Source organism: Streptomyces sp. NRRL S-118, from assembly GCF_000716335.1.
GTDB lineage: Bacteria > Actinomycetota > Actinomycetes > Streptomycetales > Streptomycetaceae > Streptomyces.
Map to the genome: position 1 here is coordinate 216351 of NZ_KL591007.1, position 13712 is coordinate 230062.

General features: G+C 72.0%; 10 protein-coding genes. All 10 read right to left on the reverse strand.

Features of this window, described 5'->3' with window-relative positions; all coding sequences use genetic code 11:
- Positions 1 to 4 precede the first annotated feature (4 nt).
- Positions 5 to 1081: a peptide chain release factor 1 gene (gene prfA / locus IH00_RS0115380; RefSeq protein ID WP_031073821.1), complete on the reverse strand. Its 1077-nt coding sequence runs from the start codon at positions 1079 to 1081 to the stop codon at positions 5 to 7.
- Positions 1082 to 1188: 107 nt separating this feature from the next.
- Positions 1189 to 1413, reverse strand: coding sequence for a 50S ribosomal protein L31 (rpmE, locus tag IH00_RS0115385; RefSeq protein WP_031073822.1), 225 nt, complete (start codon positions 1411 to 1413; stop codon positions 1189 to 1191).
- Positions 1414 to 1591: 178 nt separating this feature from the next.
- A complete protein-coding gene (locus IH00_RS0115390) occupies positions 1592 to 2686 on the reverse strand; it encodes an LCP family protein (RefSeq protein ID WP_031073823.1) in 1095 nt (364 codons plus the stop codon).
- A gap of 252 nt (positions 2687 to 2938) precedes the next feature.
- A complete protein-coding gene (locus tag IH00_RS0115395; RefSeq protein ID WP_158827817.1) occupies positions 2939 to 4651 on the reverse strand; it encodes a trypsin-like serine protease in 1713 nt (570 codons plus the stop codon).
- A gap of 152 nt (positions 4652 to 4803) precedes the next feature.
- A complete protein-coding gene (rho, locus tag IH00_RS0115400) occupies positions 4804 to 6900 on the reverse strand; it encodes a transcription termination factor Rho (protein ID WP_031073828.1) in 2097 nt (698 codons plus the stop codon).
- A 397-nt stretch (positions 6901 to 7297) separates the two neighbouring features.
- A complete protein-coding gene (gene thrB, locus IH00_RS0115405; RefSeq protein ID WP_031073830.1) occupies positions 7298 to 8215 on the reverse strand; it encodes a homoserine kinase in 918 nt (305 codons plus the stop codon).
- 464 nt (positions 8216 to 8679) lie between these two features.
- Positions 8680 to 9744 (reverse strand): threonine synthase, encoded by a 1065-nt coding sequence (thrC, locus tag IH00_RS0115410; RefSeq protein ID WP_031073832.1) that lies wholly within the window; start codon positions 9742 to 9744, stop codon positions 8680 to 8682.
- A gap of 6 nt (positions 9745 to 9750) precedes the next feature.
- A complete protein-coding gene (locus tag IH00_RS0115415; protein WP_031073834.1) occupies positions 9751 to 11040 on the reverse strand; it encodes a homoserine dehydrogenase in 1290 nt (429 codons plus the stop codon).
- Positions 11041 to 11138: 98 nt separating this feature from the next.
- Complete coding sequence (lysA, locus tag IH00_RS0115420; protein ID WP_031073837.1) at positions 11139 to 12530, reverse strand: diaminopimelate decarboxylase; 1392 nt, start codon at positions 12528 to 12530, stop codon at positions 11139 to 11141.
- Positions 12531 to 12537: 7 nt separating this feature from the next.
- Positions 12538 to 13575: an ArgS-related anticodon-binding protein NrtL gene (nrtL, locus tag IH00_RS0115425; protein WP_031073839.1), complete on the reverse strand. Its 1038-nt coding sequence runs from the start codon at positions 13573 to 13575 to the stop codon at positions 12538 to 12540.
- Positions 13576 to 13712 lie beyond the last annotated feature (137 nt).

Sequence of the window (13712 nt, forward strand, 5' to 3'; positions counted from 1 at the left end):
GGCTTTACGCGGCGGCGAGCTTGGCCGCCGAGTCGGCGTCCACGCAGGCCTGGATCACGGCGTCCAGGTCACCGTCGAGCACCTGGTCCAAGTTGTACGCCTTGAAGCCCACCCGGTGGTCCGAGATCCGGTTTTCCGGGAAGTTGTACGTACGGATCTTCTCCGACCGGTCCACGGTGCGCACCTGGCTGCGGCGCGCGTCCGCGGCGTTCTTCTCGGCCTCCTCCTGCGCGGCGGCGAGGAGCCTGGACCGCAGGATACGCAGGGCCTGCTCCTTGTTCTGGAGCTGGCTCTTCTCGTTCTGGCAGGAGGCGACGACGCCGGTCGGCAGGTGGGTGATGCGGACGGCGGAGTCGGTGGTGTTGACGGACTGCCCGCCGGGGCCGGAGGAACGGTAGACGTCGATGCGCAGGTCGTTGGGGTTGATCTCGACCTCGATCTCCTCGGCCTCGGGGGTCACCAGGACACCGGCGGCGGAGGTGTGGATGCGGCCCTGGGACTCGGTCGCGGGCACGCGCTGCACGCGGTGCACACCGCCCTCGTACTTCAGCCGGGCCCACACGCCCTGGCCGGGTTCCGTGGCGCCCTGGCCGCCCTTGGTCTTCACGGCGACCTGGACGTCCTTGTAGCCGCCCAGCTCGGACTCGGTGGCGTCGATGATCTCGGTCTTCCACCCGACGCGCTCGGCGTACCGCAGGTACATGCGCAGCAGGTCGCCGGCGAACAGGGCGGACTCGTCGCCGCCCGCGCCCGCCTTGATCTCCAGGATGACGTCCTTGTCGTCGCTGGGGTCGCGCGGGACGAGCAGCAGGCGGAGCTTGTCCGTGAGCTCCTCGCGCTGCTTCTCCAGCTCCTTGACCTCGGCGGCGAAGTCGGGGTCGTCGGCGGCCAGCTCACGGGCCGTCTCGATGTCGTCACCGGTCTGCTTCCAGGTGCGGTACGTGGCGACGATCGGGGTCAGCTCGGCGTAGCGCTTGTTCAGCTTGCGCGCGTTGGCCTGGTCGGAGTGGACCGAAGGGTCGGCGAGCTTCTTCTCGAGATCGGCGTGTTCGCCGATCAGTTCCTCGACCGCCTCGAACATCGGGGGCTCCTGGTTTCGTACGCGGGTGGTGGCTGCTGCGGGAGACGGCAAAGCGCCGGTCCCGGCCACCCCACACCGGGGCGGCCGGAGACCGGCGCAGTGGCTCGCTACTTCTTGGCGGAGCCGGCAGCCTTGCCGAAGCGGGCCTCGAAGCGGGCCACGCGGCCACCGGTGTCGAGGATCTTCTGCTTGCCCGTGTAGAACGGGTGGCACTCGGAGCAGACCTCGGCACGGATGGTGCCGTTCGGGATCGTGCTGCGGGTGGTGAACGACGCGCCGCAGGTGCAGCTCACCTGGGTCTCGACGTACTCGGGGTGGATGTCGCGCTTCAAGGTGTCTCCTAGTTTCGGGAGGGCGCCGGGTCGCCCGGGCGGGATGCCCGTGCGTGAACCGGGGCCGACGTACCAGTCTGCCAGGACCGGCCGCATCTCCCAAAACCGGGGTGGGGCCCGATCTATTCCGGCCGGGCCGGCGGCCTTCCCGGGGCGGGGCCGGCGGCCTTCCCGGCGGCTACTTCACCACGCCCTGGGCCCGCCCCGTCGCGGTGTCCTTCGTCGCCGAGGCGGGGATCGGCCGGTCCTGCCGCAGGGCGGTCCACACCTGCCGGGACTTGGCCTCCAGCGGGATGACGCGGTTGAGGTCGGCCGGGTCGTACTGCACGGGCAGCGTGACCATGTGGACGTCGTCGGCGCCCAGCTGCTGCAGGCCGCGCGCGAAGTCGGCGAGCTCCTTGACGGAGTCGAGCTCGGAGTCGGGCCTGATCGCCTTGGTGGCGCTGTCGGCGAGGCCCCAGAGCTTCTGGGGGCTGCTGAAGACGCCGACGCTCTTGACCTGGTCGATGAAGGCCTTCATGAAGGCCTGCTGGAGCTGGATCCGGCCCAGGTCGCTGCCGTCGCCGACACCCTTGCGGGTGCGTACGAGGCCGAGGGCCTGCTCGCCGCTGAGGGTGTGGGGGCCCGCCGCCAGGTCGAGGTGGCTGCTGTCGTCCTTGATCGGCTCGGTGGTCGTCACCTCGACGCCGCCGAGTTCGTCGATGAGCTTCTTGAAGCCGGTGAAGTCGACCTCGATGTAGTGGTCCATGCGGATGCCGGACATCGCCTCGACGGTCTTGACCGCGCAGGCGGGCCCGCCGACCTCGTACGCCGTGTTGAACATGGCCCTGCGCTGCCCGGGGACGGTGGCGCCGCTCTTGTCGGCGCAGTCGGGGCGCTCGATGAGCGTGTCGCGGGGGACGGAGACCACGCTGGCCTTCCGGTGGCCCTCGTAGACGTGCAGGATCATCGCGGTGTCGGAGCGGGCGACGCCCTCGTCGCGGCCGTACGCGGCGTTGGCGCCGGAGCGGGTGTCGGAGCCGAGGACGAGGATGTCCAGGGAGCCGTTGTCGACGTTCTCCGGGCGCTCGTCGTCCCGGAGCTGGGCGTTGATGTCGACGCTCTCGATGTTGCCGTTGAGCTTGACGTACGCGTAACCGAGCCCGGACCCGCCGACGACCACCAGTCCGGCCGCCGACCAGGCGGCGATCGTGAGCGCTCTGCGCCCCTTGGCGGGCGGCTTGCGACGGCGTCCGGTGGCACGTATTCGGCTGCTGCTGTCCTGCTGGGCCATGGTCTCCTCAGTCCTCGTCGTCGCACTCACCCCTGCCGCGTCAGACGGGCGAGCGGGCCACAGGGTTGCACAGCACCGTGAGAAGTCCTTGAGAAAACGCGCGTGCCCACCGCGCGGTGCGCGGTGGGCACGGACGGTGGTGGAGGGGCGGTGTGTCCCCTCCCCCACCTGCGTCTTCGCCGGCCGGGCCCGCACGGGGCCCGGGGCGGTCACGGGGCCGCGCCACGGGGGCGGGGCTGTGACCAGGATCTCTCAGCCGAAGAGGTTGAAGCTGCCGAAGCCGGTGCCGGCCTGGATCGGCGCCCGCAGCATCCCGGTACCGGACTGGCCGGTGCCGCGGTGCAGCTGGAGGGTGCCGTCCGACTTGCGCGTCACCAGGTCGGCGATGCCGTCGCCGGAGACGTCGCCGAGCGAGGCGATGGCGTTGTACGACGACCAGCCCTCGGCGACCCGGACCGGGGTGCCGAACGGCGCGGAGGCGCTGCCGGTGCCCGGGATCAGGTAGAGCGCCCCGGAGGACGACTCACGGGCGACCAGGTCGGTGCGGCCGTCGTTGGTGAAGTCGCCGTGGCCGCGCACCGCGTTGAAGCGGCTGTAGCCGGAGCCGACGACCTGCACGGTGCCGACGGTGCCGTTGCCGTTGCCGGGCAGCACGACCGGGACGCCGGAGCTGGAGACGCCGACCACGTCGGGCTTGCGGTCACCGGTGACGTCGCCCGGCGCGAGGATCGCGCGGTAGGAGCCGTACCCGGTGGCGATGCGCACCGCGCTGTAGGTGGTGCTGCTGAGCGTGCGGCGGATCCAGTACAGCTCGCCGTTGGAGGTCTTGCGGGCCACGAAGTCCTGCAGACCGTCACGGTTCAGGTCGGTCTGGACGACCAGGTTGTAGGCGGTGTAGGAGCCGGAGACCGCGTACTTGCCGGCGAAGGCGACGCCGTTGGAGTTGAAGCTGTAGTCGGCGCCCGCGGACGTGCGCGCGAACAGGTCGGCGCGGCCGTCACGGCTCAGGTCGGTGTCGTCGACCCGGCCCTGGGCCTGGCCCTTGTACGAGGAGACCTTGGTGAACGCCTCGTAGTAGCCCTGCATGTTGCAGTGCTCGACGTCGCTGCCGACGCCCCACGAGACGATTCCGACGATCTTGCCCTTGACGATCAGCGGGCCGCCGGAGTCGCCCGGGCAGGTGGTCTTGCCCGTGGCGTCGCTGCCGGTGCCCTGCTGGCCGGCGCACAGCATGGTGCCGTTGCTGGTGTAGCCGAACTCGCCGAGGTTCTCCTGGCAGGCGCTGTCGGCGTTGAGCGGCAGCGTGACCTGCTGGAGGGTGCTGGCCAGCTCGTTGCCGGTGCCGGAGGTCAGGCCCCAGCCGAGCGCGATGCCCTGCGTGCCGGGCGCGTACGAGGCCGCGTCCTCGGGGCCGGCCATCGGCAGCGTCGCGTACGGCAGCGGCTTGGACAGCGTCATGACGGCGATGTCGTTCTGGGAGCCGGCGTCCGGGTTCCAGCCCGGGTGGATCCAGACACGGCTCACGTTGACGGCGGTGCCCTCGTCGTTGGGGCCGCCGCCGACCAGTGCCGTACCGCCGAGGATCAGGCCCTTGGCGGGGTAGTTGTAGGTCTCCGCCGAGGACGGGCGGATGCAGTGGGCGGCCGTGAGCACCTTGTTGGGGGCCACGAGCGTGCCGCCGCAGTTGAAGTACAGGTAGCCGTCACCGTAGACGTCGTACAGCAGCTGCACCATGTAGGGCGCCTTGCTGAACGTGGTGTCCGTGCCGCCGATGATCCGCTGCTGGGCCGACGGCTCGGAGACCGTCGTGTAGCCCTTGGGGGCGCGGTACTTGTCGGTGGGGGCGTCTTCCGACGCCTGGGCCGTCATCGCGAAAGCGCCGGCCCCGAGGGCGACGGCGGCCACCGCGGCGGCTATCAGTTTGCGGACCCGGTGGACGGGTCTGCCATGGCGCGAAGCGCGCACGCGTGTCTCCAGTCGGGAAGAGGCTGCGAGGAAGTGGGGGGGGACCGCGTGGGGGACGGCTGCCTGATCGTACAAGCTGCCCGATCCTACAAACACCAGGCCCGCCCCGTCACTTGGGTAACGGGGCGGGCCTGGTGCGGTGCGCCGGGCGCCTAGTCGTTGCCGTTTCCGGCCGACGGGGTCGTCTTCTGGATCTGGAGCAGGAACTCGGCGTTCGACTTCGTCTGCTTCATCTTGTCCAGCAGCAGCTCGATCGCCTGCTGCTGGTCGAGCGCGTGCAGCACCCGGCGCAGCTTCCAGACGATCGCGAGCTCCTCGCTGCCGAGCAGGATCTCCTCCTTGCGCGTACCGGACGCGTCGACGTCGACGGCCGGGAAGATGCGCTTGTCGGCGAGCTTCCGGTCGAGCTTGAGCTCCATGTTGCCGGTGCCCTTGAACTCCTCGAAGATCACCTCGTCCATGCGCGAGCCGGTGTCGACCAGCGCGGTGGCCAGGATGGTCAGCGAGCCGCCGTCCTCGATGTTGCGCGCGGCACCGAAGAAGCGCTTCGGCGGGTACAGCGCGGTCGAGTCGACACCACCGGACAGGATGCGGCCGGAGGCGGGGGCCGCGAGGTTGTACGCACGGCCCAGGCGGGTGATGGAGTCCAGCAGGACGACCACGTCGTGACCCAGCTCGACGAGGCGCTTGGCGCGCTCGATGGCCAGCTCGGCGACGGTGGTGTGGTCCTCGGCGGGGCGGTCGAAGGTCGAGGAGATGACCTCGCCCTTGACCGACCGCTGCATGTCGGTGACCTCTTCCGGACGCTCGTCGACGAGGACGACCATCAGGTGGCACTCGGGGTTGTTCGTGGTGATCGCGTTGGCGATCGCCTGCATGATCATGGTCTTGCCGGTCTTCGGCGGGGCCACGATCAGGCCTCGCTGGCCCTTGCCGATCGGCGACACGAGGTCGATGATCCGCGTGGTCAGCACACCCGGGTCCGTCTCCAGACGCAGGCGGTCCTGCGGGTAGAGCGGGGTCAGCTTGTTGAACTCGGGGCGGCCGCGGCCGGAGTCGGCGGCCATGCCGTTGGCCGAGTCCAGGCGGACCAGCGCGTTGAACTTCTCGCGGCGCTCGCCCTCCTTGGGCTGGCGCACGGCACCGGTGACGTGGTCGCCCTTGCGCAGGCCGTTCTTGCGGACCTGGGCGAGGGAGACGTACACGTCGTTCGGGCCGGGCAGGTAGCCGGAGGTCCGGATGAACGCGTAGTTGTCGAGGATGTCCAGGATGCCCGCGACGGGGATCAGGACGTCGTCCTCGGAGACCTGCGGCTCACCGGTCGCGAAGTCGTCGCGTCCGCGACGGCCCCGGCGGTCGCGGTAGCGGCCGCGGCGGCCCCGGCGGCCGCCTTCCTCGTCGAAGTCGTCCTGCGGGCCGCCCTGGGCCTGCGGGCCGCCCTGGCGCTGCTGGCGCTGACCGCCGCCCTGCTGGTCGTCGCCCTTGCCGCGGTCGCGGCGGTCGCGCTGGCGGTCACGGCCGCGGTCGCCGCGGTCGCCCCGCTCCCCGCGGTCGCGGCGGTCACGACGGCCGCCCTCGGCGGTCTCGACGGCGCCTTCGGCCCTGGTGTCGGGCTGGGCCTCGGTCCGGGTGTCGGCCTTGGCCTCGGTCCGGGTGTCCGTGCGGGCCTCGGTGCGGACGTCCGTACGGGTGTCGCCCTCGGGGCTGCCGGCCGGCGCGGTGGCCCGGCGGCGGCGGCGCTCGCCCGCGGACTGGTCGTCCCCGGCGCCGGCCTGCTCCGCCGCGGCCGACTGCTTGGGGGACGGCTGGCCGGGGATCTCGATCTGCTGCTGGGCGACCGGCTGGCCCGCCTTGACGGTCCTGGGGGCCGCGTCGGCCTTGCCGGCCTTCTCCTCCGCCTTCTCGGCGGGCTTGGCGGCGTCGTCGCCCGTACGGGCCTTGGAGGTGGCGCGGCGCTTCGGCTTGGTCTCGGCGGCGCCGGACGCGGCGGTGCCCGCCTGCGCGGAGGTGCCTCCGGCGGCCTGCGCCTCCTTGATGACCTCGATCAGCTGGCTCTTGCGCATCCGCGCGGTGCCCCTGATGCCGAGGCCGGACGCGACCTGCTGCAGCTCGGCCAGGACCATGCCCTCGAGGCCGGTGCCGGAGCGGCGGCGCCGTGAGGTGGTGCCAGTGGCAGCACCTGCGGCGGGCGCGGGGGTGTCGACGCTGCTGTCGGCAGTCACGCCCATCAGATCGGTGGTGTCGCTCACGAAGGGTCCTTCCCTGGAGCGGACGTCGGCCTTCTGGCTCGGCGACCGGTTGTGCTGTCCGACTGCGGTCCTTGATCTGTGTGCGGACCGGGTCGGGGCGGTGGTCCCGCCGGGGTACGGCGGAAGGGAAATACGTGCTTGGGTCCGGCCCGAGGCCCCCTGCTCGGCCCGCTCCTGGGAAAAGCGAGGGGTGTCGCGCGCCGGTTCCGGAGCGTGCTCGAAACTGCTCAGGCAGGCTGCTCAGGCAGTGGAGGAGGCTCCCGGAAGAATGGTGGTCCCGGAGGGGGACACTCAGCACCGCGCCACAAAGACGTCGGGTGCAGACTTGAGGTTAACACTACCGGCTCCAACAAACATTCCCCCTCTCCAACACCGGCAATCCGTGTACCGCGGAGTTCTACGGAGCGAGCGGCAGGACGCTCGCCCCGGAGACGTCGAGGGTGAGCCGGTTGGCCGCCCAGCCCTCGCCCGCGAGTCGCGCGACCTTCTCCGCCGCGCCGTCCTCGGCCAGCGCGAGCACCGTGGGGCCCGCACCGGAGATGACCGCGGGGACGCCGTCCGCGCGCAGTCGGTTCACAAGCGCGATGCTCTCGGGCATCGCGGGGGCCCGGTACTCCTGGTGGAGCCGGTCCTCGGTGGCCGAAAGAAGCAGCTCGGGCCGCCGGGTCAGGGCCTCGACCAGGAGCGCGGCCCGGCCGGCGTTGGCCGCGGCGTCCACATGGGGGACGGTGCGCGGCAGCAGGCCGCGGGCCGTTTCGGTGAGCACCGGCTTCCCGGGCACGAAAACCACCGGAACGATGGAATGCGAGGGCTCCATCCTGATCGCCCGGGCCGAGCCCCCCTCGGTCCAGGCGAGGGTGAAGCCGCCGAGCAGGCAGGCCGCGACGTTGTCGGGGTGGCCCTCGATCTCGGTGGCGAGCTCCAGCAGGGCGGCGTCGTCGAGCCTGGCGTCGCCGCCTATGGTCACCGCGCGGGCGGCGACGATGCCGGCGCAGATGGCGGCCGAGGAGGAGCCGAGGCCGCGCCCGTGCGGGATGCGGTTGGCGCAGACGACCTCCAGGCCGCGCGGCTGCCCGCCGAGCAGGTCGAACGCCGTGCGCAGGGAGCGGACGAGCAGGTGGCTCTCGTCGCGAGGGAGCGTCTCGGCGCCCTCGCCGGCGATGTCGATGTGCAGCCCGGAGTCGGCGACCCGGACGACGACGTCGTCGTACAGCCCCAGCGACAGGCCGAAGGCGTCGAAGCCCGGGCCGAGGTTGGCGCTGGTGGCGGGAACGCGCACCCGGACGGCGGCGGCGCGGAACGCGGGACCGGCCATCGCTCGATGACTCTCCTTGACTCTGACGACGGGGGTTGTACGAGGTGTACGGAGACCCAGGGGCCGCATCGGCATCAACGGCAACAGCACCGCGCATATGCGGGGCATCTGCGGCGGGGGGTTCAGTACAGCCTATCGAAGGAAGGTTCTGTGGCGACATAGGGCGCACAGGAGGCGCACGATGCGTGTCGCGAGCCCGCCCGTGCTCCTTCGTCCGGTGCCGCTCGGCGTGCGGCTCCGGCCCGGCCCGGCGGTGTGCCGGTACGCCGCTTTCGCGCCAGGTCCCACGTGGGGCACCACGCCGGGGACCTGCGGGCGGGCGGTGCCGGGACGCCGTCCCGGGCGGTTCCGCGCCAGGCCCGCGGGTGGTGCGGCACGGGCCGCCGCGGGGCACCGGCCCAGTGGCCGCCCTCAGGCGTCCGGGGCGCCGTCCACGGGCGCCCGGAGGCGCCCGTGGGCCGGTTTCACGCCAGGCCGAGCCGCTCCGCGGCCGTGGCCGCGTCGACGGGCACGGTGACCGGCTGGGGCGCTCCGGCGACCGCCCAGTCGGGGTCCTTCAGGCCGTTGCCGGTGACCGTGCAGACGATGGTCTGGCCCGGGTCGACCTTGCCCTGCTCGGCGGCCTTCAGCAGACCCGCCACCGACGCGGCGGACGCGGGCTCGACGAAGACGCCCTCCTGGGAGGCCAACAGGCGGTAGGCGCGCAGGATCTCACGGTCCGTCACCTCGTCGATGAACCCGCCGGACTCGTCGCGCGCGGCGAGCGCGTACTGCCAGGAGGCCGGATTGCCGATCCGGATGGCGGTGGCGATCGTCGACGGGTCCTTGACGACCTCGCCACGGACGATCGGCGCGGAGCCGGACGCCTGGAAGCCCCACATGCGCGGCCTGCGGGTGGCGATGCCGTCGCCCGCGTACTCGGTGTAACCCTTCCAGTACGCGGTGATGTTGCCGGCGTTGCCGACGGGCAGGACGTGGATGTCGGGGGCGTCGCCCAGCATGTCCACGATCTCGAACGCCGCGGTCTTCTGGCCCTCGATGCGGACCGGATTGACCGAATTGACCAGCGCGACCGGGTAGTTGTCGGACAGGGCGCGGGCCAGCGTCAGGCAGTCGTCGAAGTTGCCGTCGACCTGGAGGATCTTCGCGCCGTGCACCAGCGCCTGACCCATCTTGCCCAGGGCGATCTTGCCCTGCGGCACCAGGACGGCGGAGACCATCCCGGCGCGGACGGCGTACGCGGCCGCCGAGGCGGAGGTGTTGCCGGTGGAGGCGCAGATGACGGCCTGCGCGCCCTCCTCCTTCGCCCGGGTGATGGCCATGGTCATGCCCCGGTCCTTGAAGGACCCGGTGGGGTTGGCGCCCTCGACCTTGAGGTGTACCTCGCAGCCCGTGCGCTCGGAGAGGACCTGGGCCGGGACGAGCGGCGTGCCGCCCTCACGGAGCGTGACGACCGGCGTCGTGTCCGTGACCGGAAGGCGGTCCCGGTACTCCTCGATGATGCCGCGCCACTGGTGGGTCCTGGTCATGGGTCCTTACTCCCCTTCAACACGCATGATGCTGGCGACACCGCGCACGGTGTCGAGCTTGCGCAGCGCCTCGACGGTCCCGGAGAGGGCGGCGTCGGGCGCGCGGTGGGTGACGACGACGAGGGATGCCTCGCCGTCCTTGCCCTGCTGGCGCACCGTATCGATGGATACGCCGTGCTCGGCGAAGACCGTCGCGACCTGGGCGAGCACGCCCGGCTTGTCGGCCACGTCGAGGCTGATGTGGTACCGCGTCACCACGTCGCCCATGGGGCTCACGGGCAGCTGGGTGTACGCGGACTCGCCGGGCCCCGTCGCGTCGTTGAGGCGGTTGCGGCAGACGGCGACGAGGTCGCCGAGGACGGCGGACGCGGTCGGCGAACCGCCGGCACCGGGTCCGTAGAACATCAGCTGCCCGGCCGCGTCGGCCTCGACGAAGACGGCGTTGTACGCGCCGCGGACGGAGGCGAGCGGGTGGCTGAGCGGGATCATCGCCGGGTGCACGCGCGCGGTGACGGACCCGCCGTCGGCGGCGCGCTCGCAGATGGCGAGCAGCTTGATGGTGCAGCCCATGCGCTTGGCGGAGGCGAAGTCGGCGGCGGTGACCTCGGTCATGCCCTCGCGGTACACGTCGTCGAGGCGCACGCGCGTGTGGAAGGCGATGCCGGCGAGGATGGCGGCCTTGGCGGCGGCGTCGAAGCCCTCGACGTCGGCGGTCGGGTCGGCCTCGGCGTACCCGAGGGCGGTGGCCTCGTCCAGCGCCTCGGAGTACCCGGCACCGGAGGTGTCCATCTTGTCGAGGATGAAGTTGGTGGTGCCGTTGACGATGCCGAGCACCCGGTTGACCTTGTCGCCGGCGAGGGACTCGCGCAGCGGGCGGATCAGCGGGATGGCGCCGGCGACGGCCGCCTCGTAGTACAGGTCGCGGCCGTGCTCCTCGGCGGCCGCGTAGAGGCTCTGGCCGTCCTGGGCGAGCAGCGCCTTGTTCGCGGAGACGACGGACGCGCCGTGCTCGAAGGCGGTGGTGATGAGGGTACGGGCGGGCTCGACGCCCCCGATGACCTCGACGACGACGTCGATGTCGCCCCGTTTGACCAGGGCCGTCGCGTCGGTGGTGATCAGTTCGGGCGCGATGCCCTCGCGCACCTTGGAGGGCCGGCGGACGGCGACCCCGGCGAGCTCGACCGGGGCGCCGATGCGCGCGGCGAGGTCGTCGGCGTGCGTCGTCATGATGCGCGCCACCTCTGAGCCGACCACTCCACAGCCCAGCAGCGCCACCTTCAGCGGACGCGTACGCATCATCCGACCTCGTTTCCTCTACAGCTTGAGTGCGATCCAGTCTCACTCACCGGACGGCAGTTTCTACCTTCCGTCCGGATTATGAGACATCTATTTCATCAGCCGACATCGAGACGCAGGAGATCTTCCTCCGTCTCACGCCGGACGATCACCCGCGCCGTGCCGTCCGCGACGGCGACGACGGGCGGGCGAAGTGCGTGGTTGTAGTTGCTGGCCATGGAGCGGCAGTACGCGCCGGTGGCCGGCACGGCGATCAGGTCGCCCGGGGCGAGGTCGGCGGGGAGGAACGCGTCCTTCACGACGATGTCGCCACTCTCACAGTGCTTGCCGACGACGCGGGACAGCATCGGCTCGGCCTCGGAGGTGCGCGAGACCAGGGCGACGGTGTACTCGGCGTCGTACAGCGCGGTGCGGATGTTGTCCGACATGCCGCCGTCGACGCTCACGTACGTCCGCAGCCCGTCGAGCGGCTTGATGGTGCCGACCTCGTACAGCGTAAAGGCGGTCGGCCCGACGATGGCACGCCCGGGCTCGACGGAGATGCGGGGCGTCCGCAGCCCCGCCGCCTCGCACTCGCGGGTCACGATGTCGCGCAGCGCCTTGGCGATCTCGTGCGGCTCACGGGGGTCGTCGGCGGCGGTGTACGCGATGCCGAGGCCGCCACCGAGGTCGATCTCGGGCAGTTCGACGCCGTGCTCGTCGCGGATCTGCTTGAGCAGGCCGATCACGCGGTGGGCTGCCACCTCGAACCCGGAGGTGTCGAAGATCTGCGAGCCGATGTGCGAGTGGATGCCGATGAGTTCCAGCCCGTCGAGCTTCAGGGCGCGGCGGACCGCCTCGGCCGCCTGCCCGCCGGCGAGCGCGATGCCGAACTTCTGGTCCTCGTGGGCGGTGGCGATGAACTCGTGGGTGTGCGCCTCGACGCCGACGGTCACGCGGATCTGCACCTTCTGGCGCGTGCCGAGGGACTGCGCGATGTGCGCGACGCGGACGATCTCCTGGAAGGAGTCCAGCACGATCCGCCCCACACCGGCGCGTACGGCCTTCTCGATCTCGTCCGCGGACTTGTTGTTCCCGTGGAACGCGATGCGCTCGGCGGGCATGCCGGCGTCGAGGGCGGTGGTCAGCTCGCCGCCCGAGCACACGTCGAGGTTGAGCCCCTCCTCGTGGAGCCACCGGACGACGGCGCGCGACAGGAACGCCTTCCCGGCGTAGAAGACGTCGGCGTCCTCGCCGAAGGCGTCGGCCCAGGCGCGGCAGCGGGCGCGGAAGTCGGTCTCGTCGAGGAAGTAGGCGGGGGTGCCGAACTCCTCGGCGAGCGCGGTGACGGGGATCCCGCCGAGGGTGACCACGCCGTCCTCGTCGCGGCTGACGGTGCGGGACCAGACCTTCTCGTCGAGCCGGTTGAGGTCGGCGGGCGGGGCGGAGTAGTGGCCCTCGGGGAGGACATCGGCGTGACGGGGCCCGGCGGGGTGTGCGGAACGGCTCATTTCTCTCTCACAAGTAGTCAGGGGCGCTGATGCCGAGCAGGTCCAGGCCGCCGGCCAGCACCGTCCCGGCGGCTTCGGCGAGGGCGAGCCGGGAGCGGTGGGCGGCCGAGGGTTTCTCGTCGCCGAGGGGCAGCACGGTGTGCTGGAACCCCAGGAACGCGTCGGCGGTGGCCTCCAGGTGCCGGGCGACCCGGTCGGGGGCGCGGTGGCGTGCGGCTGCTTCGAGGACGGCGGGGTGGTCGCCGAGAGCCGTGAGGAGGGGGCCCGCGTCGACGTCGTCGTCGTACGCGGGGGTGATACCGAGCTGTGCGGCGTTGCGGAGCAGGGCGCGGGTACGGGCGTGCGCGTACCGCACGGTGAAGAGGGGGTTGGCCTCGCTCTGCACGAGCAGGCCGCCGGGCCCGGCGACGCGGTCGTGCGCAGCGGGGCGCAGCAGCGCCCAGCGGGCGGCGTCGCGGCCGAGGGGGTGGACGTCGTACGTGACGGGCACGGGCCGGACGGCTTCGCGTAGCGGCACGGGCGGGGTGCCCTCGGCGTCGACGCGCACGCCGAGCGCCGCCCAGGCGGGGTCGACGGCGTCGCAGCTGACGCGGACGCGCGCGCCCTGGGCGGTCTGGAGGCGGGCCACCACCTGGGTGACGACGGCGGCGCGGACCTCCCGCCGGTGGTGGTACTGCAGGACCTGCCCGGCGAGCGCGTCGCCGTGCCCGTACCGGCGCCCCTGGGCGAGGATCGCGGCGACCAGGGCACGGGAGGTGCCGGCCCGCAGGGTGAAGTTCAGGAAGCCGGGCCCGGTGATCTCGACGTCCGCGATGCCGGGGGCGCCGGCGAGGCGGTCGCGCAGGATCTCGGCGACGCGGCGGGCGGGCAGCGCGGCGGGCCCGGCGAGCTGGAGCGCGGCGTTGGTGGCGTAGTCCCCGCGCCCGCCGGCCCGCGGCCGCTCGACCTTGACCCGCTCGGGCACCCCGACCCCCGGCAGCGCACCCTCACCGACCGCGCGGCGCACGGCGTGCAGCACGGTGAGCGAGAGATCTGCGGGGGTCACGGCACAAGCGTATGGGAGGAGGGCGGTGGGTCGGCGACTGGTTTCGCGATGCGGGCGGGTGGGGCCTGCGGGAGCGGGCGCCCCGGAGAGCGGCGTCGAGGGCCTGGAGGGGCCGCGGACCTGTCTCTTATACACAT